This is a genomic window from Nocardioides sp. LML1-1-1.1 (genome assembly GCF_040676175.1).
Taxonomy (GTDB): Bacteria; Actinomycetota; Actinomycetes; order Propionibacteriales; family Nocardioidaceae; genus Nocardioides.
The window spans coordinates 411,943-434,493 of record NZ_JBEGHK010000003.1 but is presented as its reverse complement, the minus strand read 5'-3'; the positions used below and the strand labels follow the sequence as shown (position 1 = coordinate 434,493).

Sequence of the window (22,551 nt, the reverse complement as noted above, 5' to 3'; positions counted from 1 at the left end):
ACCTCCTTCTCCGCCTCACAGGACGGCTCGTTAAAGGATGTCGATCGGGACTCACCCTAGCGGCTCGGCGGCCCTGGGGTCGCACCGGGGTCAGGCGTTGCGCAGCCTCTCCAGCAGCGGGCCGGCGGCCTCGTCGAGGAAGCGCTGCTGGTGCCGGTCGCCCACCTGCACCAGCGCCACGTCGGTGAACCCCGCCTCCGGGAAGGCGAGCACCGCCTCCGCGATCGCGTCCAGGTCCGGACCGCACGGGATCGAGCCGGACACGTCCTCGGGACGCACGAACTGGCTGGCCCCCGCGAAGCCGGCCGGGGTCGGCAGGTCGGCGTTGACGCTCCAGCCGCCGCCGAACCAGCGGAATTGCTCGTGCGCGAGCTCGGTGGCCTCGTCCGCGGTCGGCGCCCAGCAGACCGGCACCTGGCCGACGGCCCGCGCCGTCGTACCGATCTCGGGGGCGCCGTCCGTGGCGTTCCACGACTCGATGAACGCGCTCTCGGGCTCCACGGCGACGAGGTGGTCCGCCTTGGCGGCGAACGCCTCGATCGCGCGGTCGCCGCCGATCGCCACCCCGATCCCGACCGGCTCGTCGGGCAGGTCCCAGATCCGGGCGGAGTCGACCTGGAAGTACTCCCCGGAGTGGTCCACGAGCTCTCCGGTGTGCAGCGCCCGGATCACGTCGATCGCCTCGGCGAGCATCTCCTGCCGGGTCGCGACGCCGGGCCAGCCCGCGCCGACGACGTGCTCGTTGAGGCTCTCCCCCGTGCCCAGGCCGAGGGTGAACCGGCCGTCGGAGAGCACGCCCAGCGTCGCGGCCTTCTGCGCCACCACCGCCGGGTGGTAGCGCAGCGTCGGGCAGGTGACGTAGGTCATCAGGTCCAGCTCGCTGGTCGCCTGCGCGACGGCGCCCAGCACCGTCCAGGCGTACGGCGCGTGCCCCTGCTCCACCAGCCAGGGCGAGTAGTGGTCGCTGCAGACCGCGAAGTCGAAGCCGCGCCGCTCCGCGTCCTGCGCGTAGCCCACCAGCTGCTTGGGGCCGCTCTGCTCGGTCATCAGGGTGTAGCCGAATCGGGTCATGGCTGCGCCGTACCCGCTCGTGCTCCGGACATGACGGAGGGGCCCACGCGGGGCCCCTCCGGTGCTGCTGTGGTGTCTCAGGCGCTCACTTGAAGACGTCCTTCACCTTCTCGCCGGCCTGCTTGATGGCGCCCTTGGCCTGGTCGCCCTTGCCCTCCGCCTCGAGGTCCTCGTTGTCGGTCGCCTTGCCGGCGGCCTCCTTGGCCTCACCGATCTTCTCCTCGGCGGTGTTCTTCAGCTTGTCGTCGAGACCCATGCTGGTCCACTCCCTTCGGTGTCGGTGCCGCGTCGGACGCGGCCGTGACCGGTTGGTACCCGGCGCCCCCGGGCTGATCCCCCGGGCACCAACCATTAACCTCCGTGACTGGAGGTCGTGATGACGGGTGGTGAAGCAGAGGCGGTCCCGGCGGCGACGCTGCCCCGGGTCGACCTGGTCCGGGTGCTGGGCGTGCTCGCCTTCGTGGCCGGCCTGGTGGCGTACATGCAGGTCAGCGGCCTGCCCCGGCAGGGCTACCAGGTCGTGATCATCCTGTGGCTCGCCACGGTCGCCTGGGACGTGCGCCGTCCGGTGCGCGAGCACCTGGCGTTCCTGCGCGACTGGTGGCCGCCGTTCGTCGTGCTGCTGGCCTACCTCTACAGCCGCGGGATCTCCGACGACCTCGGCGCGTTCTCGGTGCACGTCACCGAGCCGATCGAGGCCGACCGCTGGCTCTTCGGCGGGGTGCTGCCGACGGAGTGGCTGCAGGAGAAGTTCTGCGGCGTCCCGTGCCGGCAGTCGCTGGCCCCCCGCTGGTACGACGTCGTGCTGACCACCGTCTACTACTCCCACTTCTTCGCGGCGCTCGCCATCGGTGCCGTGCTGTGGAAGCGCAAGCGCGACGAGTGGATCTGGTTCATGCGGCGCTACCTGGTGATCATCTCGCTGTCGGTGGTCTGCTACGTCCTCTACCCGATGGCCCCGCCGTGGATGGCCGCGCGCGACGGCTACCTCACCGACGACGTCGCCCGGATCACCGGCCGCGGCTGGTTCGACCTCAGCGCGTCGACAGGCAGCACCACGACGGCCCACCAGAACGTCTCCGCGATCGGCAACCAGGTCGCGGCGATGCCGTCGCTGCACTCGGCCCTGGCCATCTTCATCGCCTGGTGGGTCATCGCCCGCTACCGCAACCCGTGGCGCTGGTCCGTGCTGCTCTACCCCGCGAGCATGCTGTTCGCGCTCGTCTACTACGCCGAGCACTACGTCATCGACGAGATCGCCGGCGCCCTGCTGGTCGTCGTGGTGATGGCCGGCTGGGCGTGGTGGGACCGGCGCAAGGCGGCCCGGGCACCTGCGCCGATCAGCTGATGTCGCCGAGCGCGGTCTCGATCGCGCGGTGGAACGTCGGGTACGCGAAGTGCATCCCGCGCAACGTCTCGATCGGGACCTCGCCGTGCACGGCGGTCACCAGCATGCCGATGATCTCGCCGCCGGCCGGGCCGACCGCCGTGGCGCCGACCAGGACGCCGCGGTCGAGGTCGGCGACGACCTTGACGACGCCGTCGTTGCCGACCTTGTGGATCCAGCCGCGGCTGGACTCGGGCAGCTTCGCCGTCCCGGTGCCGACGTCCAGCCCGGCGTCGCGGGCCTGCTTCTCGGTCAGCCCGACCGAGCCCACCTCGGGGTCGGTGAAGGTCGCCCGCGAGACCGCGCGGTAGTCGGCCCACGGGCCGTCCTCGCCGGTGAGGTCGCGGACCGCGACCTTGGCCTGGTACATCGACATGTGCGTGAAGGCGCCCTTGCCGGTGATGTCGCCGACGGCCCACAGGCCGTCGACCCCGGTGACCCGCATCCGCTCGTCGACGTCGATGGTCCGGGCGGAGGGGTCGCCGCCGACGGTGTCGAGGCCGATCCCTCCGAGGTTGGTACGACGGCCGGCAGCCACCAGCAGCGCCTGCGCCCCGACGGAGGACCCGTCGGCGAGCCCGATGCTGAAGGCTCCCTCGTGGGTCACGCTGGTGACGCCCACGCCGGCCTTGACGGTGATCCCCTCGGCCTCCAGGGCCGCCGCGACGACGGCACTGGCCTCGGGCTCCTCGGGGCCGAGGATCCGCTCGCCGGCCTCGACGACGGTGACCTCGACGCCGAACCGGGAGAAGGCCTGGGCGAGCTCGCAGCCGATCGCGCCCCCGCCGAGCACGACCAGGCTGGTGGGCAGCTCGCGCACCTTCACCGCGTCCCGGTTGGTCCAGTACGGCGTGTCCGCCAGCCCGTCGATCGGCGGCACGGCGGGCTCGGTGCCGGTGTTGAGGACCACCCCGCGACGTGCGGTCAGCACGACCTCGCCGTCGTCGGTGCGCACGACCACCCGGCCCGGGCCGTCGAGCCGGCCCTCGCCGCGCACGAAGCGGGCGCCGGCGTCCTCCAGCCGCTTGACCGCGACCTCGTCGTCCCAGTCGTCGGTGGCCTCGTCGCGGATCCGGTCCGCGACAGGCGTCCAGTCCGGGTGCACCTCGCTCGTGCCGCCGAGCGCCCCGACCCGGCGGGCCTCGGCGAGCGCGTCGGCCGCGCGGATCATCATCTTCGAGGGCACGCACCCGAAGTAGGGGCACTCGCCGCCGACGAGCCGGCGGTCCACCCCGACCACCGAGAGTCCGGCCCGGGCGAGCTCGGCGGCGACGTACTCGCCCCCGGGTCCCAGTCCGATGACGACGACATCGACCTCAGCAGGCTCAGCCATGGGCCCAGCCTGTCACACCGTCCTCAGACGAGGGTCGACTTGCTCCGCTGGATCGCGCCGAGGACGCCGTTGACGAAGGCGGGCGACTCGTCGGTGGACAGCTCGCGGACCAGGGCCATCGCCTCGGTCACCGCCACCGTGTCCGGCACGTCGTCGGCCCAGAGCATCTCCCACACGCCGATCCGCAGCACGTTGCGGTCGACGGCGGGCATCCGGGTGAGCGACCAGCCGGTGGAGAACTCGCTGAGCACCTCGTCGATGCGGGGACGCCGCTCGGTCACGCCCTCGACGAGGGTGGCCGTGTAGGGGTTGCTCGGGGCCTCGCCCTCGGCCGTCACCCGGGCGAGGGCCTCGACGCCCGTCTCACCGCGCAGGTCGGCGGCGTAGAGGACGTCGAGGGCGCGCTTGCGGGCCTTGGTCCGGGCTCCCATCAGCCCTTCACACGGCTCAGGTAGGAGCCACCCTCGCGGGTGTCGACCTTGATCTTCTCGCCCTGCTCGATGAAGAGCGGGACCTGGATCTCGGCGCCGGTCTCCAGCGTGGCCGGCTTGGTGCGGCCGGTCGCGGAGTCACCGACGACGCCGGGCTCGGTGTAGGACACCACGAGCTCGACGGAGGCCGGCATCTCGATGAACAGGACGCGACCCTCGTTCGTGGCGATGACGACGTCCTGGTTCTCCAGCAGGAAGCCGGCGGCGGTGCCGACGATCTCCGGGGTGACCTCGATCTGGTCGTAGTCCTGGACGTCCATGAAGACGAAGTTGGTGCCGTCGTTGTAGAGGTACTGGAACGAGCGGCGGTCGACCGTGGCGGTCTCGACCTTGGTGCCGGCGTTGAAGGTCTTGTCGACGTTCTTGCCCGACTCGACGTGCTTGAGCTTGGTGCGGACGAACGCGGGACCCTTGCCCGGCTTCACGTGCTGGAACTCGACCACCTGCCAGAGCTGGCCCTCCAGGTTGAGCACCATGCCGTTCTTGAGGTCGTTCGTCGTTGCCATGCGTCAGCCTTCTGTTCGAGATGTCGAAGATCGGTGTGGCCCCAGCAAGCGACACAGGGCCAGCGGACGAGTCTAGTGGGCCGGGTGCGCTGCGATGAATTCCAGCGCCTGCCGGTAGCCGTCGATGCCCTCGCCCTCGATCACCTTCGCGGCGTGCGGGGTGACCACCGAGGTGTGCCGGAACTCCTCGGGACGCTTCGACGGGGCGCTGATGTGCACCTCGACGAGCGGCGCGGTGAGCTGCGCGCAGGCGTCGTAGAGGGCGTAGGAGTAGTGCGTCCAGGCACCCGCGTTGAGCACGACGGGCCACGCCTTGTCGGCGGCGTGGTTGAGCCAGTCGAGGAGCTCGCCCTCGTGGTTGGTCTGCGAGAAGTGGATCTTCAGGCCCAGCTCCTTGCCCCACCGCGGCATGAGCACGTCCTGCAGGTCGAAGTGCGTCGTGGTGCCGTAGATCTCCGGCTGCCGCTTGCCCAGCCGGCCCAGGTTGGGGCCGTTGAGGACGTAGACGTCGCGCTTGCTCATGCCCCGGATCCTAGGGCGGCGTACGCCGCGCGCAGGTCCTCCTCCGAGGGCCCGGCCAGCACGACCGGGCGGCCGACCTCCTCCAGGACGACGAAGCGGAGCTGGTTGCCGCGGGACTTCTTGTCGACCCGCATCGTGGCGAGCAGGTCCTCGAAGGGCGCACCCGCCCACGAGGTGGGGAGCCCGACCCGGCCGAACGTCTCCCGGTGGCGGGTGACCACCTCGGGGGCGAGCGAGCCGGCGCGCGCGGCCAGCTCGGCGACGTACACGCACCCGATCGCGACGGCCTCGCCGTGCCGGATGGCGTAGTCCGTGGCCCGCTCGATGGCATGGGCGAGGGTGTGGCCGTAGTTGAGCGCCTCCCGGCCGGGGTGACCGTCGACGCCGCCCTGCTCCTTGAGGTCGCCGGCGACCACGTCGGCCTTGACCTGGATCGCGCGCTCGACGAGCTCCCGCAGCACGGGCGAGTCCGGGGTGAGGGCGGCCGGGTCGGTCGTCTCGACCAGCTCCAGGATCCGCGGGTCGGCGATGAAGCCGCACTTGACGACCTCCCCGAGGCCGGCGACGAGCTCGGCGCGCGGCAGGCTCGCCAGCAGGGCCAGGTCGCAGAGCACGCCCGCGGGCTCGTGGAAGGCGCCGACGAGGTTCTTACCCGCGGGGGTGTTGATGCCGGTCTTGCCACCGACCGCCGCGTCCACCATCGCCAGCAGCGTGGTCGGCACGTGCACGACCGCGACCCCGCGCAGCCAGGTGGCGGCGACGAAGCCGCCGAGGTCGGTGGTCGCGCCGCCGCCGAGGGTGACGACGGCGTCGGAGCGGGTGAAGCCGTCCTCGCCGAGCGCCTCCCAGCACGCCGCGGCGACCTCCCAGCTCTTCGCCTCCTCACCGTCGGGCACCTGCAGCACGACGACATCCAGGCCGTCGAGCAGGTCGGCGAAGGGGTCGAGGAGGTCCTCCAGGGACTCCGGGCAGACGATCGCGACCCGCTGCACGCCGGCGGGCAGCAGCCCGCGCAGGCGGTCGAGGACGCCGTGGCCCACCACGACGTCGTACGGCGACGCGGTGGCCACGCTGATGGTCGACTCGGTCACGACTCTCCTCCGGTGATGGCCGCGAGCACCTCGGCCGCGACGTCCTGGGGCGTGCGCCCGTCGGTCTCGACGACCACCCGGGCCAGGCCCTCGTAGACGGGGGTCCGCTCGTCGAGCAGCTGCTTGACCCGGGAGCGGACGTTGCCGAGCAGCAGCGGCCGGCCCACCCCGAGGCCGACCCGCTTGACCGCGTCGGCGAGCCCGACCCGCAGGAACACCACCTGGTGCGCCGCGAGCAGTGCCTGGGTGGCCGGGTCGAGGACCGCGCCGCCGCCGAGCGACAGGACGCCGTCGTGCGAGTCCAGCGCCGCGGCGACGACCTGGCGCTCCAGGGCCCGGAACGCCTGCTCGCCGTCGTCGACGAAGACGTCCTGGACGCTCTTGCCGGCCCGCTCCTCGACGAGGTGGTCGGAGTCGGCGAAGCCCACCCCGAGCGCCTCGGCGACCAGCCTGCCCACGGTCGTCTTGCCGGCGCCCATGGTGCCGACCAGGACCGCCCGGGGAGCGCTCACCGGTAGCGGAGCGTGTCGAGGTAGGTCTGCACGTTGCGGCGGGTCTCGCCGATCGAGTCGCCGCCGAACTTCTCCAGCACCGCGTCCGCCAGCACCAGCGCCACCATCGCCTCCGCGACGATGCCGGCCGCGGGCACCGCGCACACGTCGGAGCGCTGGTGGTGGGCGACGGCCTCCTCGCCGGTGGCGAGGTCGACCGTGCGCAGCGCGCGCGGGACGGTGGCGATGGGCTTCATCGCGGCCCGGACCCGGAGCACCTCGCCGGTGCTCATCCCGCCCTCGGTGCCGCCGGAGCGGTCCGAGACCCGGCGCAGTCCTTCGTCGGTCGGCACGATCTCGTCGTGGGCCAGCGAGCCGGGCGTGGCAGCCAGCTCGAAGCCGTCACCGACCTCCACGCCCTTGATCGCCTGGATGCCCATCAGCGCACCGGCCAGGCGGGCGTCGAGGCGCCGGTCCCAGTGCACGTGCGAGCCGAGCCCCGGCGGCAAGCCGTGGACGACGACCTCGACGACACCACCCAGGGTGTCGCCGTCCTTGTGCGCCTGGTCGATCCGCTCGACCATCTGCTTCGAGCCGTCGGCGTCGAAGCAGCGCACCGGGTCCTCGTCGAGGCGGGCGACGTCGTCGGCGGTGGGCAGCTCGCGCGAGGGCGTGCGGACCCCGCCGATCTCCAGCACGTGGCTGACGATCCGGGCGCCGGTGGCCTGCTCGATGAAGTTGCTGGCGACCCGGCCCAGGGCCACCCGGGCGGCGGTCTCCCGCGCCGAGGCGCGCTCCAGGATCGGGCGGGCGTCCTCGAAGTCGTACTTCTGCATGCCGGCCAGGTCGGCGTGGCCCGGGCGCGGGCGGGTCAGCGGCGCGTTGCGCGCCTGCTTCTCCAGCACCTCGGGCTCGACCGGGTCGGCCGCCATGACCGTCTCCCACTTGGGCCACTCGGTGTTGCCGACCTGGATCGCGACCGGGCCCCCCTGGGTCCGGCCGTGCCGTACGCCGCCGGTGATCGTGACCGCGTCGGCCTCGAACTTCATCCGGGCGCCGCGGCCGTAGCCGAGCCGGCGCCGGGCCAGCGAGTCGGAGATGTCGTCGGTCGTGACCTCCACATGGGCCGGCAGGCCCTCCAGGATCGCGACCAACGAGGGGCCGTGGGACTCCCCCGCGGTCAACCAGCGCAACATGGGGGCAAGTCTCCCACGCGGCGCTCAGCCGGCCAGGACCTGTCCCACCACGACCGCCACCAGGGCTCCGAGCACCAGGAACGGCCCGTAGGGCACCCGGTGCTTGAGCGGCCCCCGGGCCCGCTCGCTGCGGATGGCCCGGCCGCGCAGCAGCAGCGGCACGTAGGCGAGCACCGAGAGCAACGAGGCGGCCAGCACCGAGACGAAGAGCGCCCCGACGCCGAACGGGCCGAGCGCCAGGCCCAGCAACGCCCCCAGCCGTACGTCGCCGCCGGCCATCCCGGCGGGCATCAGCAGCCGCATCAGGCCGTAGTAGGCGCCGAGGGCGAGGAACCCGATGACGCCGTTGACCAGGATCCGGGGCTCACCGAGGGCGACCGCGGCCACGCCGAGGAGCACTGCGACGACCACCCAGGAGGGGTGGATCAGTCGCGAGGGCAGGTACCACGTCACGTAGTCGATGACGGTCAGCGCGCAGCACACCGGCACCAGGAAGAGCACCCAGGTCAGCCCCCAGCCCCAGCCGACCGCCAGCCCGAGGACGGCGCCGGCCACCGCGCACGCGAGCGCGCAGCGCAGCGCCAGGCCGGGCCGGGCCGCGAGCACGGCGAAGGGCACGTGGTCCGGGAAGTCCTCCGGGTCCTCCTCCGGGTCGACCTCCGGTTCGGGGCACCACGCGATCAGCCGGGGCACAACCAGGCCACCCAGCAGGCCGGCGAGCGCGCCGACGAGGGCGGGGAGCACGTCCATCCCGCGAACCTAGCGGCTCGCGAGCGCCTGCTCGCCCGCCGCGCGCATGCTCTCCAGTGGTCCGTTGTGACCAGTGAACTGCCCGAACTGGAGGACCGCCTGGTGCACCAGCAGGTCCAGCCCGGACACCAGCACCTGCCCGCGCTCCGCGGCGGCCGCCGCCAACGGCGAGGGCCACGGGTCGTAGACCACCTCGAAGACGACCGCGGCGCCGCCGGTGGCCGCCACCAGTGCCTCGTCCTGCGCCGCCACCGGGATCGTCGAGACGACGACCTCGCCGACCACGGCCGCTCCCTCGAGCGGCAGCACGTCGACCTCCAGCCGCGGGTCGCCCGCCAGGGCCCGCACCGTCTCCTCCGCCCGGCCCGGGTCGCGGGCCAGCAGGCGCACCGTGCGCACCCCGAGGTCCGCGAGGGCCAGGCCGACCGAGGCCGCCGTCGCACCGGCGCCGATGATCGTGGCGACACCCGCCGGGCCGTCGTACCGCTCCCGGACGGCGGCCACCGCGCCCGGCAGGTCGGTGTTGTCGGCCGCCCAGCCGCGCTCGGTGCGCACCAGCGTGTTGGCTCCGCCGGCCAGCGTCGCCCGCTCGGTGACCGTGTCGGCCAGTGCGAGCGCCTCCCGCTTCAGCGGCGCGGTGACCGACAGCCCGCCCCACTCCGGGCGGAGGCCGGCCACGTGCGTGGCCAGCGTGCCCGCCGGGACCCGTACGGCGTCGTACCGGGCGTCGATGCCGAGCGCGGCGTAGCCCGCGCGGTGCAGCGCCGGCGACAGCGAGTGGGCCACCGGGTCGCCCACCACGCCGTACCGGCGCCGCTCAGCACTCGTCATGGGTACGGCAGTACTCCCGCAGCCGGTTGACCGCCACGTTGTGCTCGGCGAGCGTCGTGGAGAAGACCGTCGTCTTGTTCTCGTAGTCGGGCACGAAGTAGAGCCACGAGCCCTGCGCCGGGTTGAGCGCGGCCTGGATGGTCTCCTTGCCGGGCGAGCCGATCGGCCCCGGCGGCAGGCCGGTGTGCTTGTAGGTGTTGTAGAGCGACTCGCTGTCGCGCTCCTCCGAGGTCGTCCACACGTCGCCCTTGCGCTTGCTGACGTAGGACACCGTCGAGTCCAGCTGCAGCGCCATGCCGTCGTCGAGCCGGTTGTAGATCACCCGGGCGACCTTGGGGTAGTCCGGACCGCGGTTGGCCTCGTACTCCAGGATGCTCGCCACCGTGATCACCTCGTGCGGCGTCAGGCCCAGCTTCTTCGCCGCCGCGGTGATGCCGAGGTCCTGCTCGGCCTTCGCGGTCTGCGCGACCATCTGGGTGAGCAGGCTCTTCGGGGTGGTGCTCTCGGAGATCTCGTACGTCGCGGGGTAGAGGTAGCCCTCGGGGTTGCCCGCCGCCTCGGCCGGCAGACCGATGCTGGCCGGCTTGTCGAGCAGGTCGGTGAGCTGCTTCTCGGTGAAGTCGGTCTTCTTGACGATCGCGTCGACGATCTGACCGACCCGCGCACCCTCGGGCACGGTGACCGTGTTGCCGGCACCGGCGTTCTCCGGGTTCGCGAGGAAGGCGACCGCGTCGGAGGCCTTCATCTGCTTCTTCATCTGGTACGTCGCCGCCTGGATCGACTGCGAGTCCGGGTTGTCGCCCGCGGCGTCCACGAAGGCGTCGGCCGAGGCGACCACGTCGAGCCCCTCCAGCCGGTCGCCCATCGAGCTGATGCTCTGGCCGGGGTCGATCACCACGGTCACCGCACCGGAGCCCGGACCGGCGTAGTCCTCGGGGCCGGCGAACATGTCCTTGACGTCGGAGATCGCCCCACGGGCGAACCACGCCACGATCGCGCAGAACAGCACCGCGACCAGCAGGATCGGCAGGCAGCCCGAGCGCCGCTTCCGGGAGCGCCGGCGACCCGGCTGCGGCAGGACCGACTCAGTCATTCGTCTCCTCGTCCCTGGGGGGCACCGGCTCCCCCGGAGGGGTGCCGGTGGCGCGCTCGGTGTCCAGCGCGTTCTGCAGGATCACGACGGCCGCCACCTGGTCCACCACGGCTCGTCGCTTCGCGCCCTTGCGCTGGTCGCGCAGCATAGCCTCCGCGGTCACGGTGGTGAGCCGCTCGTCGACCAGTCGCACCGGGAGCGGCGCCACGCGACGCGCCAGGCGGGCCGCGAAGTCGCGGGTCTTCAGCGCCGCCGGGCCCTCGCTGCCCGAGAGCGAGCGGGGCAGCCCGACGACGATCTCCACCGCCTGCTCGGCCGTCGCGATCTGGTGGATCCGGCGCAGGTCGCCCTTGCCGCGTCGTACCGTCTCGACGGGGGTCGCCAGCATCCCCGACGGGTCGCTGCGGGCGACGCCGATCCGGGCGTCGCCGGGGTCCACGCCGAGGCGGACGCCGGTCCTCAACGGCGCAGCCTCACGCCGATGCGACCGCCGCGGTCACCGCGGCCAACGCCTCGTCGATCCGGCTCACGTCGGTGCCGCCACCCTGCGCCAGGTCGGCCTTGCCGCCGCCCTTGCCGTCGAGGAAGGGAGCCGCCGCGCGGACCAGGTCGCCGGCAGCGAGGCCGCGGGCCTGGGCCGCGTCGTTGAGCGCCGCCACGATCGCCGCCTTACCGTCGGCCGCGCCGACCAGCACCACCGCCGCCGGCGTGTCGCCGGTCAGCCGGGCCCGGACGTCGGTCGCCAGCGTGCGTACGTCGCCGCCGCTCGCGCCGTCGAGGCGCTGGGCCACCAGGCGCACGCCGTTGACGTCGACGGCACCCTCGGCGAGCGCCGCGCCACCGGAGAGCAGCTGGGCGAGACGGACCTTCTCGATCTCCTTCTCGCTCTGCTTGAGCCGCTCGACGAGGTCACCGACCCGGCCGACGATGTCGTCGGGCTGGGTCTTGAGCAGCGTGGAGAGCTGGTTGACCACGTCCCGCTCGCGGGCGAGGTAGGAGAAGCCCTCGACGCCGGTCAGCGCCTCGATCCGGCGGTTGCCGGAGCCGACGCTGGACTCGCCGGTGACCACGATCGTGCCGATCTGGCTGGAGTGGTCGACGTGGGTGCCACCGCAGAGCTCGCGCGACCACGGGCCGCCGATCTCGACGACGCGGACCTTCTGGTCGTCGTAGGTCTCGCCGAAGAGGGCGAGTGCGCCCCACTCCTTGGCCTGGCTCAGCGTCATGTAGTCCCAGCCCACCGGCAGGTCGGCGCGCAGCGCGTTGTTGGCGACGTGCTCGATCTCGTGGACCTGGTCGGGGCTGAGCGCGTTGAGCCAGCCGAAGTCGAGGCGCAGGTAGCCCGGCCGGTTGTAGGAGCCGGACTGCAGGGCGGTGGGCCCGAGCACCTCGCGCAGCGCCGCGTGGATGACGTGCGTGCCGGAGTGCGCCTGACGCGCGCCGGTGCGCCACTCGGGGTCGACCCGGGCGTGCAGGGTCGGGCCGCCGGTCGAGCCTGTCGACACCAGCTCGCCGTCGACCACGCGGACCTGGTGGACGACCAGGCCACGCACCGGGCGCTGCACGTCGAGCACCTCCAGCGTGCCGCCCTCGAACTCGATGACGCCCGCGTCGGCCGCCTGGCCACCGGACTCGGCGTAGAACGGGGTGCGGTCGAGCACCAGCTCACCGACCTCGCCGTTGGCCAGCGCGGGGACCGCCACGCCCTCGCGCAGCAGCGCCAACGGCCGCGACTCGGTCTCGAGCGTCTCGTAGGCCAGCCACTCGGTCGGGCCGTTGCTGTCGAGGATGGTGCGGTAGACGCCGGTGTCGGCGTGCTGGCCCTTCTTCGCGCGCGCGTCGGCCTTGGCGCGCTCGCGCTGCTCGCCCATGAGCTGCCGGAAGCCGGGCTCGTCGACGGAGAGCCCCGCCTCGGCGGCCATCTCCAGGGTCAGGTCGATCGGGAAGCCGTAGGTGTCGTGCAGCGCGAACGCCTTGTCGCCGGCGATCGTGCTGGCACCGGACTTCTTCACCTCGCTCGCGGCGAGGTCGAAGATCTGCGTGCCGGCCTGGAGGGTCTTGCGGAAGGCCTCCTCCTCGGCGTACGCGACCTGCGCGATCCGGTCCCAGCCGCTGACCAGCTCGGGGTAGCTCTCCCCCATCCGGTCGCGGGAGACCGGCAGCAGCTCGGGCAGGGACGGGTCCTGGTAACCCAGCAAGCGCATGTTGCGCACCGCGCGGCGCAGCAGCCGGCGCAGCACGTAGCCGCGCCCCTCGTTGCCCGGGGTGACACCGTCGCCGATGAGCATCAGCGAGCTGCGGACGTGGTCCGCGACGACCCGGAAGCGTACGTCGTCGACGTGCCCCTCCGAGCTGCCGGCGCCGTACTTCTTGCCGCTCAGCTCCTGCGCCTTCTCGATGACCGGGAAGACGGAGTCGATCTCGTAGAGGTTCTGCTTGCCCTGCAGCAGGTAGGCGACCCGCTCCAGGCCCATGCCGGTGTCGATGTTCTTGCTCGGCAGCGGGCCGGCGATGTCGAAGTCGTCCTTCGCCCGGACGGCGCTGAGCTCCTCCTGCATGAAGACCAGGTTCCAGATCTCCAGGAACCGGTCCTCGTCGGCGTCAGGACCACCGTCGGGGCCGTACTCGGGCCCGCGGTCGACGTAGATCTCGCTGCAGGGGCCACCGGGGCCGGGGACGCCCATGTTCCAGTAGTTGTCCTTGAGCCCGCGCGGCTGGATGCGCTCCTCGGGCAGGCCGGCGACGCTCTTCCACAGCTGGCGCGCCTCGTCGTCCTCGGGCAGCACCGTCACCCAGATCTTGTCCGGGTCGAAGCCGAGGCCGCCGTCGGCCTGGGCGCCGGTGACCAGCTCCCAGGCGTACTGGATGGCGCCCTCCTTGAAGTAGTCGCCGAAGGAGAAGTTGCCGTTCATCTGGAAGAACGTGCCGTGCCGGGTGGTCTTGCCGACCTCCTCGATGTCGAGGGTCCGCACGCACTTCTGCACGCTGGTCGCGCGCGGGAAGGGCGGGCTCTCCTGGCCGAGGAAGTACGGCTTGAAGGGCACCATGCCGGCGTTGACGAAGAGCAGGTTCGGGTCGTCCAGCAGCAGGGACGCCGACGGCACGACCGTGTGCCCGCGCCCCTCGAAGTGGGCCAGGAACCGGTTGCGGATCTCCGCGCTGCTCAGGTACCGGTCGCTCATCGGGGGTCTTCCTCTTCTCGGTTCGTCAAGGCGGCCAGCGGGGCCGTCATGGTGCTGCGTGATCCAGCCTCCAGAGCGCGGTAGCGCTCCCGCAAATGGGTTTCCGCGTCCGCCTGGCCCTGGGCGACCTCGTCGGCGAACATCCGCACGCCCAGGAAGACCGCGTTGGCGCGGTCGCGCATGCCGTCGGGGGTGAAGGCCTCGGCCAGGCGTCGTACCTTGACCAGGCCGTAGACACCGGCGGCGGCACCGGCCGCGAAGACCACACCCGTCCGGATCACGACGACACCTCGACCCCGGCACGCTCGCGGGCCTCCCAGTCGCGGCGGGCGGCCCTGAGCATCAGCTTGCGCTGCTTGCGCGAGCGCTTGACCTCACGCTTCATCTCGAACCGGATCCGGTTGCGCACCTCGGGCGAGAGCGCCCGGCGCAGACCGGCGGCGAGAGCGGCGGTCTTGATGACCGACTCCCGCACCAGGATGTCGGCGAACAACGGCGCCGGTACGACGCGCGCGGGCGTGCGCGGCCCGCGGTCCTGGCCGAGGTCGGTGATGAGGTACTCGCGGTCGTCGACGACCGCCACCGGCACCCGGTCACGGGTCTCGACGGCGGTGGTCTGCGTCCGCAGCCGCACCTCCAACCCCGCCAGCTGCTCGCGCAGGGCGTCGGCATCGCTCGCCGCGGCGTCCAGCAGCGCCTCGGTCTGCTGCCGCGAGCGGCGCAGCGAGCGCTGCAGGCCCAGCACGGCGGCCACCAGGACCACCAGGGCGAGCAGGGTCACCACGGCCAGCAAGTCGGGGACGACGAGGTGGGTGGTCACGACAGACAAGCCTACTTGCCGCGGATGATGCGACGAACCCGCTCCCACCGTTGCCTCACGGCCGCCTCCGCGCCGAGCTCGGTCGGCCGGTAGTAGGCCGCGTCCTTGACGACGTCCGGCGCGTACTGCTGCTCGGCCACCCCGTAGGGCGCGTCGTGGGCGTAGACGTAGCCGACGCCGTGGCCCAGTCCCTTGGCGCCGGCGTAGTGGGCGTCGCGCAGGTGGGAGGGGACGTTGCCGATCTTGCCGGCGCGCACGTCGGCGATCGCCTCGCCGATCGCGGTGGTGACCGCGTTGGACTTCGGCGCCACGGCGAGCGCGATGGTCGCGTGCGCCAGGGTGAGCTGGGCCTCCGGCATCCCGATCAGCTGGACCGTCTGCGCGGCGGCGACCGCCGTCGTCAGTGCCGTCGGGTCGGCCAGGCCGATGTCCTCGCTGGCCAGGATCATCAGCCGCCGGGCGATGAAGCGGGGGTCCTCCCCCGCCTCGATCATCCGCGCGAGGTAGTGCAGCGCCGCGTCGGCGTCGGAGCCCCGCACCGACTTGATGAAGGCGCTGACGACGTCGTAGTGCTGGTCGCCGTCGCGGTCGTAGCGCACCGCCGCCTGGTCGGCCGCCGTCTCGGCCGTCTCCACGTCGATGGTGGTGCTGCCCTTCGAGCGCGCCGCACCGGCCGCCGCCTCCAGGTAGGTCAGCGAGCGCCGGGCGTCGCCGCCGGCCAGGCGCACGATGTGCTCCCGGGCCGCGTCCTCCAGCTCCAGCTCACCGGCGAGCCCGCGCTCGTCGGTGACGGCCCGGTCGAGCACCTCGGCGACGTCGTCGTCGGTCAACGACTGCAGGCGCAGCAGCAGGCTGCGCGAGAGCAGCGGCGAGATCACGCTGAACGAAGGGTTCTCGGTGGTCGCCGCCACCAACGTCACCCACCGGTTCTCCACGCCTGGCAGCAGCGCGTCCTGCTGCGCCTTGCTGAACCGGTGCACCTCGTCGACGAAGAGGACGGTCTCCTCCCCCGTCGCCACCAGCTGGCGCCGGGCGCTGTCGATCGCGGCCCGGACCTCCTTGACCCCCGCGGAGACCGCCGAGATCTCCACGAACCGTCGCCCGGTCTGCTGGCTGATGATCGAGGCGATCGTCGTCTTGCCCGTGCCCGGCGGCCCCCACAGCAGCAGCGAGAGCGACTGGTCGCCCTCCACGAGCTGGCGCAGCGGCGACCCGGGCGCGCGCAGGTGCGCCTGCCCGACGAGCTCGTCGAGGCCCTGCGGACGCATCCGCACGGCGAGCGGCGCCGCCGCGTGGGCGGCGTCGCTCAGGGACCCGCCGGTCGTCGTCCCCCGCGACGACGGGGTGTCGAAAAGCTGGGGCTCGTCCTCCACGACGACGAGCCTAGTCAGGCTCGCCGGCCGGGCTCACGCCCGGCCGATGGACTTGTTGTCGAGGTCGAACCAGGTGTCGGCGTACCCCGGCTGCTCGACGAGGTCCGTGCTCGGGCTCGCGCCCGGGTCCGGCCGGCCCTCGACGTCGACGCCGAGCAGACCCGCGGTCAGCGGCTCCCGCGGGTGCTCGCCGAGGCGGCCCGGGAAGTGGCAGGCCACCTTGTGGCGACGGCCGATCTGCAGCAGCGGCGGCTCGTGCTTGGCGCAGATCTCCTGCGCCAGCGGGCAACGGGTGCGGAAGCGGCAGCCGGACGGCGGGTCGATCGGGCTCGGTACGTCGCCCTCGAGCCGGATCCGCTCGATCCGGCTGCCCGTCACGGCCTGCTTCACGTCGGGCACGGCCGACAGCAGCGCCTGGGTGTAGGGGTGGTGGGCGTTGCCGTAGATCGACTCCCGGTCGCCGATCTCGACGATCTTGCCGAGGTACATGACCGCGACCTCGGGGCAGAAGTGCCGGACGATGGCGAGGTCGTGGGCGATGAACAGGAACGCCACGTCGAACTCGCGCTGGATGTCCTGGAGCAGGTTGATGACCTGCGCCTGGATCGAGACGTCGAGCGCGGAGACCGGCTCGTCGGCGACGAGCAGCTTCGGCTGGAGGGTCAGCGCGCGGGCGATGCCGATGCGCTGGCGCTGGCCGCCGGAGAACTCGTGCGGGTAGCGGTTGTAGTGCTCGGGGTTGAGACCGACGATCTCGAGCAGCTCCTGGACCCGCGAGAGGATCTTGTTCTTCGGCACCACCTTGTGGATCTCCAGCGGCGCACCGATCAGCGAGCCGACGGTGTGCCGAGGGTTCAGCGAGGTGTAGGGGTCCTGGAAGATCATCTGGATCTCGCGCCGCAGCGGCATCAGCTCACGCCGGTTGGCGTGGGTGATGTCGCGACCCTCGAAGGAGATCGACCCTCCGGTCGGCTCGTAGAGGCGCGCGATCGCGCGGCCGGTCGTGGACTTGCCACAGCCGGACTCCCCCACCAGGCCCAGCGAGCTGGCGGCGGGGACCTGGAAGGAAACCCCGTCGACGGCCTGGACGTGCCCGACCGTACGGCGGATCAGCCCGCCGCCCTTGACCGGAAAGTGCATCCGGAGGTTCTCCACCTCCAGGATCGGCTTGAGCTCGGCCGGGAGCACGTTGGCACCGTGGCCCTCCGCCGGCACCAGGGTGTCGGTGGCGGTCTGCTCGTTGTCGGGTGCGGCGGTCATCGGGGCTCCTCGACCAGGTCAGGGGCGATCTCGGGAAGGATCTCCTCGGCGTACACCTCGTCCGGGTTCTCCAGGTGGCAGCGCTTGAGGTGGCTGCCGCCGTCGCGGCCGGGGGTCAGCTCCGGTAGCTCGACGAAGCACCGGTCGCCGGGCACCTTGCTGCTGTGGTCGCAGCGGGGGTTGAACGCACAGCCGGCGGGCGGGTTGAGCAGGCTCGGCGGGTTGCCGCGGACCGGGATCAGCTTGGCGTCCACCGGCGCGGCGATGTCGGGCACGCTGGAGAGCAGGCCCCAGGTGTAGGGCATCTCGGGGTGGGTCAGCAGCCGGTTGGTCGAGCCGTACTCGACGCACCGCCCGGCGTACATCACCAGGACGTCGTCGGCCATCTCCGCCACGACCCCGAGGTCGTGGGTGATGATGATGATCGCGGCGTCGAAGTCGCGCTGCAGGTCCTGCAGCAGGTCCAGGATCTGCGCCTGGACCGTCACGTCGAGCGCGGTGGTCGGCTCGTCGGCGATGAGCAGGCTCGGGTCGTTGATGAGCGCCATCGCGATCATCGCGCGCTGCCGCATGCCGCCGGAGAACTGGTGCGGGTAGCTGTCCGCCCGGCGGTCCGGCTGCGGGATGCCCACCCGGTCCAGCATCTCGACCGCACGAGCACGCGCGACCTTCTTGGAGACCTGGTGGTGCGCCCGGTAGGCCTCGGCGATCTGGTCGCCGACCTTGTAGTAGGGGTGCATCGAGGACAGCGGGTCCTGGAAGATCATCGCCACGTCGCTGCCGCGGCGCTGGCGCATCTCCTCGTCGCTGATCGTGAGCAGGTCCGTGCCGTTGAGCAGGATCTGGCCGGAGATCTGCGCGTTCGAGCCACGGTGCAGGCCCATGATCGTCGAGCTCGACACGGACTTGCCGGAGCCCGACTCGCCCACGATGCCGAGGGTCTTGCCGCGCTCGAGCTCGAAGCTCAGGCCGTCGGTCGCCTTGACGATGCCGTCGACGGTCGGGAAGTGCACCTTCAGGTCCCGCACGGACAAGAAGGAGCTGGGCAGCTGGCTCGGCGCGAGGGTGCCCTCGTCGGTCGAGAGAGTCATCGGGTCGTCCTTCCTAGGCAACGCGGACCCGCGGGTCGATGAAGGCGTAGAGGATGTCGACGATGATGTTCGCGACGATCACGAGCGCGCCGAGCACGAGCACCAGACCGACCAGGATGGAGAGGTCGAAGTTGCGGCTCGCGGACACGGCGAGACGCCCCAGCCCGTAGAAGTTGAAGACGTCCTCGGTGATGATGGCGCCGCCGAGGACGGCGGCGATGTCGAGACCCGCCATCGAGACCAGCGGCGTCAGCGCCGCGCGCAGGCCATGCTTGAAGAGCACGGTGCGGCCCTTGAGGCCCTTGGCCCGAGCAGTGCGGATGTAGTCCTCGGACATCGACTCCAGCACGAAGGCGCGCGACATCCGGACGTAGCCGGCCATGTAGAACACGGCCAGGGTGATGCCGGGCAGCACCAGGTTCGTCGCCCACTGGCCGATGCCTCCGTCGGCGATGGAGACGTACTCGGGGACCGGGTAGAGGTCCCACTTGATCGCGACGAACTTCAGCAGCAGCGCGCCGATGAAGAAGGTCGGAAAGGCGTAGAGCAGGAGGCTGAACCCGACGATGCCGCGGTCCAGGAGCGTGCCCTTGACGACAGCGGCGAGGACGCCGAGCAGGATGCCGAAGGTCAGCCAGACGATGATCGCGAAGACGGCCAGCGAGATCGACACGGGCGCGCTGTTGGCGAGCTCTTCGTTGACGGTCTGCTGGTCGGGCACCGAGTAGCCCAGGCAGGGAGCGTCGCAGCGGGTCACGGTCTCCGGGGCGGCCTTGCGCATCTCCGGGTCGAGCGGGTACTCACGCCCCTTGACCAGACCGGTCATGAAGGAGCCCCACTGCTCGACGACCGGCTTGTCGAAGCCCAGGGACTTGGCCGTGGCGTCGATGGCCTGCTGGTTGCACTTCTGGCCACAGGCGTACTTCGCGGCGTCCACGGGACCGGCGAAGAAGAGGATGAAGACGACCAGGCTCATCGCGATGAGCATGAGCACGCCGACGAACACGCGCCGTACGGCGAACGCGAACATGGAGACACCTCACTGGCTGTGCCGGCGCGAGCCGGCAAGGGGCGGGCATTGGAGGGGGTGGGGCCCGCATGGGCCCCACCCCCGTGGTTCAGACGTCGCTCGGGGTCGTTACCCGATCACTTCTTGACGTCGATCGGGCCGAGCTCCACGAAGGAGTTCGACGCCGAGCTGGTCGCGAAGTCGACCACGTTCGAGCCGTAGACCCAGTTGAAGATCGAGATCTCCAGCGGGATGTACGCGACGTCGGCGCCCAGCTGGGCGTCGGCCTCCTGCAGGAACTTGGTCTGCTCGTCCAGGGTCGGCGCGGCGATGGCCTTGTCGAACAGGCCGTCGACCTTCGCGCTCTTGTACTGGCCGTAGTTCTGGCCGGTGCTGCCCTTGTTGATCTGGCGGCTGTCGAACAGCGCCGCGGTGACCGTGGTCGCCGACGGCCAGTCAGCGCCCCAGCCGCCCCACATCACGTCGGAGTCGTTGCCCGGCTTCTGGATCTTGGAGTAGTACTCCTCGCCCAGCGGGTCGAGCGTGACGTTGAAGCCCGCCTGCTTCCAGGTGTCCGCGATCGCGGCGGCCTGCTTGTCGGCGGAGTCGGTCTGCGGGTAGCTGAACTTGATCGCGATCGGCAGCTTCTCGCCGGACTGGGCCAGCAGCTTCTTGGCCTGCGCGACGTCACCGTCGAGGTTGTGGTCCTTGAACGCGGGGTTCGGGACGTAGCCCTGCACCGACGGGTTCACGATCGAGTCGGCCGGCTTGTAGGCGCGCTCGCCACCACCGGCGGCGATCCAGGCGTTGATGTTGGTCGAGACGGCGAGCGCCTTGCGGACCAGCGGGTTCTTCAGACGCGACTGGTTCGGCACCAGGTAGTCGACGTAGGGCGAGTCGACCTGGACGTAGCGGTCCTTGACGTCCTGCAGCTGGTTGAACATCGACGGCGGGACGCGGCGCTGGGCCGACACGGTGTTCTTGGCGTCACCGGTGTCGTTGATGATTCGCTCGTAGAGCGTCTCGGCCTTCTCGCCGTACTTGTACTTGATGGCGTCCGGCTTGGCCTGGCGCAGGGTGTCCGGGGTGTCGGTGGCCGGGTCGTACTCAGGGTTGCGCTCGAAGGTGCCGCCCTTCTTGGTGTCCCAGTCCTTCACCTTGTAGGGGCCGTTGGAGAAGATGACGTCGTCGTTCTTCGCGCCCTTGTCGAAGGACTCCTTGTAGGGGTCCATCATGTGCAGCGAGGCGACGGCCAGCGGGAAGTCGGCCCACGGGTCGGTGAACCGGTAGGTGATCGTGTTGCCGTTGCAGGTCACGGCCTTGTCGAAGAGCTCCTGGCCCTTCTTGGTGTACGGGCCCTCGTACTGCGAGGAGCCGTCGGCCTTCTTCGGGATCGCGAGGCGGGGCACGATGTACGCCGTGCCCGGGCCGCCGGTGATCTCGTCGACGGCGAAGTTGCGGGACGCGCCGTACTTGAAGTCCTCGCACGTGATCGGGGAGCCGTCCTCCCACTTCACGCCGTCCTTGACGGTGAAGGACCACTCGCGGCCGCCCTTGGCGGACGTGCCGGTGTCCGTGGCGAGGTCGGGGACGGGCAGGCCGTCGCCGTCCTTGATCGGGTAGGCGACCAGCTGGCGGTAGACCAGCCGGCTCAGCGAGGCGATGTCGGCACCGACGTAGATCCGCTGCGGGTCGAGGTGGTCGATCGGGGTCTCGGAGACCAGGATCAGCCCGTCGAAGTTGCTCCCCGAGTCGTCGCCGCTACCACAGGCGGCGAGGCCCAAGGACGTCGCCAGCAGGCCGGCGGAGCCTAGCGCAAGAAACCGCGCCCTCTTCTTCAGCATTTCTTCTCCTTGTTGGATGTCCGCGCCAGGAGTGGCGGCGAAGGCGGCGACGGTGCGTCGCCTCGTCGTACCGGCTCGCTCGAGCTCACCGATTGCCCTTCGGGTCAAGGGCATCCCGCAATCCGTCTCCCAAGAGGTTGAACGAGATGACGATCACAGCGATCAGGATCGCGGGAACGAAGAAGTAGACCGGGTCGGCCGTCGCGTACTGGAGAGAGTCGCGCAGGACGTTACCCAGGGTCGGGGTCGGTGGCTTCACGCTGACACCGAGGTAGCTCAGGGCGGCCTCGGCGGAGACGTAGGCAGGCATCGACAGGGTGAAGAGCACCAGCAGCGGCGCCCACAGGTTCGGCAGGATCTCGCGGAAGTAGATCCGGCGGCGCGAGGCGCCCAGCAGCACGGCGGCGTCGACGAACTCGCGCTCGCGGATCGACAGCACCTGGCCGCGCACCACGCGGGCGGTCTGCGGCCAGCCGAAGACGGCCAGCACCGCGACGGCGTAGCCCGCCTCGGCGGCCGAGCCCTCCAGCGGCGTCACCTGCTTGATGAACTGCAGGCCGATCGCGGCCAGCGCCAGCAGCATCAGGGTCTGCGGGAAGGAGAGCGTCAGGTCGATGACCCGGCCGATCAGCGCGTCCACCCAGCCCCGGCTGAACCCGGCGATGATGCCGAGCACCGTGCCGAGCGCGACCGCCATCAGCGAGGCGGTCAGCGCGATGAGCAGCGAGAAGGTGATGCCGTACCAGAAGCGGGACATCGCGTCGCGCCCCGCCTGCGGCTCGACGCCGAGCGGGTGCTCCTTGCTGATGCCGCCCCAGCTGCCCTTCGGCAGGGTGAACTCGTCGAGGAGGTTGTCCTTGCCCGAGTTGTGCAGCGTGTAGGGGTCCAGGACCCCCCACTTGACGAGGAACGGCGCGGCGATCGCCGCCAGCACCACCAGCAGCACCACGAACAGGGAGATCATCGAGAGCTTGTCGCGGCGCAGCCGGCCCATGGCCAGCCGCATGGGCGACTTGCTCGCAACGTCACCGCCCGCCGCCTTCTCCGGCTCCATGGAGGAACCGGAGAGATGGCTTTCCAGCTCGCTGCTCGGCGCGGTCATTCCCACCTCGTCACGTCATCGTCGTCCGACCATGTCGGAACGACGTCCCGACACAGCACGCGACACTAGGCGCACACGGTGCAACAAGGCGAGAGCGACGCGGTAACG

General features: G+C 71.3%; 23 protein-coding genes. 1 reads left to right on the top strand and 22 read right to left on the bottom strand.

Going from position 1 to position 22,551, the window contains the following annotated elements; translation table 11 throughout:
- Window positions 1-90 precede the first annotated feature (90 nt).
- Entirely contained in the window at window positions 91-1,071 is a 981-nt protein-coding gene (locus tag MRBLML1_RS13210; RefSeq protein ID WP_364516543.1) for a TIGR03557 family F420-dependent LLM class oxidoreductase, read from the bottom strand.
- Between the two features lie 85 nt (window positions 1,072-1,156).
- Window positions 1,157-1,327 carry a CsbD family protein gene (locus tag MRBLML1_RS13205; protein ID WP_364516541.1) on the bottom strand — a complete coding sequence of 57 codons (171 nt, stop codon included), beginning with the start codon at window positions 1,325-1,327 and terminating at the stop codon, window positions 1,157-1,159.
- A gap of 120 nt (window positions 1,328-1,447) precedes the next feature.
- Here MRBLML1_RS13205 and MRBLML1_RS13200 point away from each other — a divergent pair, with 120 nt between their 5' ends.
- Entirely contained in the window at window positions 1,448-2,419 is a 972-nt protein-coding gene (locus MRBLML1_RS13200; RefSeq protein ID WP_364516539.1) for a phosphatase PAP2 family protein, read from the top strand.
- On the opposite strand, the gene MRBLML1_RS13195 is transcribed toward MRBLML1_RS13200, so the two are convergent.
- From MRBLML1_RS13195 to MRBLML1_RS13100, 20 genes are all read right to left on the bottom strand, one after another.
- Entirely contained in the window at window positions 2,412-3,791 is a 1,380-nt protein-coding gene (locus tag MRBLML1_RS13195) for a dihydrolipoyl dehydrogenase family protein (RefSeq protein ID WP_364516537.1), read from the bottom strand. The two genes, MRBLML1_RS13200 and MRBLML1_RS13195, sit on opposite strands and share 8 nt — an antisense overlap.
- A 23-nt stretch (window positions 3,792-3,814) precedes the next feature.
- Window positions 3,815-4,222 carry a transcription antitermination factor NusB gene (nusB, locus tag MRBLML1_RS13190; protein ID WP_364516535.1) on the bottom strand — a complete coding sequence of 136 codons (408 nt, stop codon included), beginning with the start codon at window positions 4,220-4,222 and terminating at the stop codon, window positions 3,815-3,817.
- Window positions 4,222-4,788 carry an elongation factor P gene (gene efp / locus MRBLML1_RS13185; RefSeq protein WP_364516533.1) on the bottom strand — a complete coding sequence of 189 codons (567 nt, stop codon included), beginning with the start codon at window positions 4,786-4,788 and terminating at the stop codon, window positions 4,222-4,224. The genes nusB and efp overlap by 1 nt, the downstream gene beginning before the upstream one ends.
- A 72-nt stretch (window positions 4,789-4,860) precedes the next feature.
- Window positions 4,861-5,310 carry a type II 3-dehydroquinate dehydratase gene (locus MRBLML1_RS13180; RefSeq protein ID WP_364516531.1) on the bottom strand — a complete coding sequence of 150 codons (450 nt, stop codon included), beginning with the start codon at window positions 5,308-5,310 and terminating at the stop codon, window positions 4,861-4,863.
- Window positions 5,307-6,401 (bottom strand): 3-dehydroquinate synthase, encoded by a 1,095-nt coding sequence (gene aroB, locus MRBLML1_RS13175; protein WP_364516529.1) that lies wholly within the window; start codon window positions 6,399-6,401, stop codon window positions 5,307-5,309. Before aroB ends, MRBLML1_RS13180 begins: the two co-directional genes overlap by 4 nt.
- The gene (locus MRBLML1_RS13170; protein WP_364516527.1) at window positions 6,398-6,913 is read right to left on the bottom strand and encodes a shikimate kinase; all 516 of its coding nucleotides are present in this window, start codon (window positions 6,911-6,913) and stop codon (window positions 6,398-6,400) included. The genes aroB and MRBLML1_RS13170 overlap by 4 nt, the downstream gene beginning before the upstream one ends.
- A complete protein-coding gene (aroC, locus tag MRBLML1_RS13165; protein ID WP_364516525.1) occupies window positions 6,910-8,088 on the bottom strand; it encodes a chorismate synthase in 1,179 nt (392 codons plus the stop codon). The genes MRBLML1_RS13170 and aroC overlap by 4 nt, the downstream gene beginning before the upstream one ends.
- A gap of 24 nt (window positions 8,089-8,112) precedes the next feature.
- Window positions 8,113-8,838 (bottom strand): prepilin peptidase, encoded by a 726-nt coding sequence (locus MRBLML1_RS13160; protein WP_364516523.1) that lies wholly within the window; start codon window positions 8,836-8,838, stop codon window positions 8,113-8,115.
- A gap of 9 nt (window positions 8,839-8,847) precedes the next feature.
- The gene (locus MRBLML1_RS13155; RefSeq protein WP_364516521.1) at window positions 8,848-9,669 is read right to left on the bottom strand and encodes a shikimate dehydrogenase; all 822 of its coding nucleotides are present in this window, start codon (window positions 9,667-9,669) and stop codon (window positions 8,848-8,850) included.
- Window positions 9,656-10,762 (bottom strand): endolytic transglycosylase MltG, encoded by a 1,107-nt coding sequence (mltG, locus tag MRBLML1_RS13150; protein ID WP_364516519.1) that lies wholly within the window; start codon window positions 10,760-10,762, stop codon window positions 9,656-9,658. Before mltG ends, MRBLML1_RS13155 begins: the two co-directional genes overlap by 14 nt.
- Window positions 10,755-11,225, bottom strand: a complete 471-nt coding sequence (gene ruvX, locus MRBLML1_RS13145) for a Holliday junction resolvase RuvX (RefSeq protein ID WP_364516517.1) — start codon at window positions 11,223-11,225, stop codon at window positions 10,755-10,757. The genes mltG and ruvX overlap by 8 nt, the downstream gene beginning before the upstream one ends.
- Window positions 11,226-11,235: 10 nt before the next feature.
- On the bottom strand, window positions 11,236-13,944 hold the full coding sequence (alaS, locus tag MRBLML1_RS13140) for an alanine--tRNA ligase (protein ID WP_414691247.1): 2,709 nt from the start codon (window positions 13,942-13,944) through the stop codon (window positions 11,236-11,238).
- On the bottom strand, window positions 13,941-14,225 hold the full coding sequence (locus MRBLML1_RS13135) for a DUF6167 family protein (protein WP_364516515.1): 285 nt from the start codon (window positions 14,223-14,225) through the stop codon (window positions 13,941-13,943). The genes alaS and MRBLML1_RS13135 overlap by 4 nt, the downstream gene beginning before the upstream one ends.
- Window positions 14,222-14,764: a hypothetical protein gene (locus MRBLML1_RS13130; RefSeq protein ID WP_364516513.1), complete on the bottom strand. Its 543-nt coding sequence runs from the start codon at window positions 14,762-14,764 to the stop codon at window positions 14,222-14,224. Before MRBLML1_RS13130 ends, MRBLML1_RS13135 begins: the two co-directional genes overlap by 4 nt.
- A gap of 11 nt (window positions 14,765-14,775) precedes the next feature.
- A complete protein-coding gene (locus MRBLML1_RS13125; RefSeq protein WP_364516511.1) occupies window positions 14,776-16,137 on the bottom strand; it encodes a replication-associated recombination protein A in 1,362 nt (453 codons plus the stop codon).
- Between the two features lie 33 nt (window positions 16,138-16,170).
- Entirely contained in the window at window positions 16,171-17,397 is a 1,227-nt protein-coding gene (locus MRBLML1_RS13120; RefSeq protein ID WP_364516509.1) for an ABC transporter ATP-binding protein, read from the bottom strand.
- Entirely contained in the window at window positions 17,394-18,488 is a 1,095-nt protein-coding gene (locus tag MRBLML1_RS13115; RefSeq protein ID WP_364516507.1) for an ABC transporter ATP-binding protein, read from the bottom strand. Before MRBLML1_RS13115 ends, MRBLML1_RS13120 begins: the two co-directional genes overlap by 4 nt.
- A gap of 13 nt (window positions 18,489-18,501) precedes the next feature.
- Entirely contained in the window at window positions 18,502-19,518 is a 1,017-nt protein-coding gene (locus MRBLML1_RS13110; protein ID WP_364516505.1) for an ABC transporter permease, read from the bottom strand.
- 116 nt (window positions 19,519-19,634) lie between these two features.
- Window positions 19,635-21,341, bottom strand: coding sequence for an ABC transporter substrate-binding protein (locus tag MRBLML1_RS13105; RefSeq protein WP_364516503.1), 1,707 nt, complete (start codon window positions 21,339-21,341; stop codon window positions 19,635-19,637).
- Between the two features lie 85 nt (window positions 21,342-21,426).
- Window positions 21,427-22,395, bottom strand: a complete 969-nt coding sequence (locus tag MRBLML1_RS13100; RefSeq protein ID WP_364516501.1) for an ABC transporter permease — start codon at window positions 22,393-22,395, stop codon at window positions 21,427-21,429.
- Window positions 22,396-22,551: the final 156 nt, after the last annotated feature.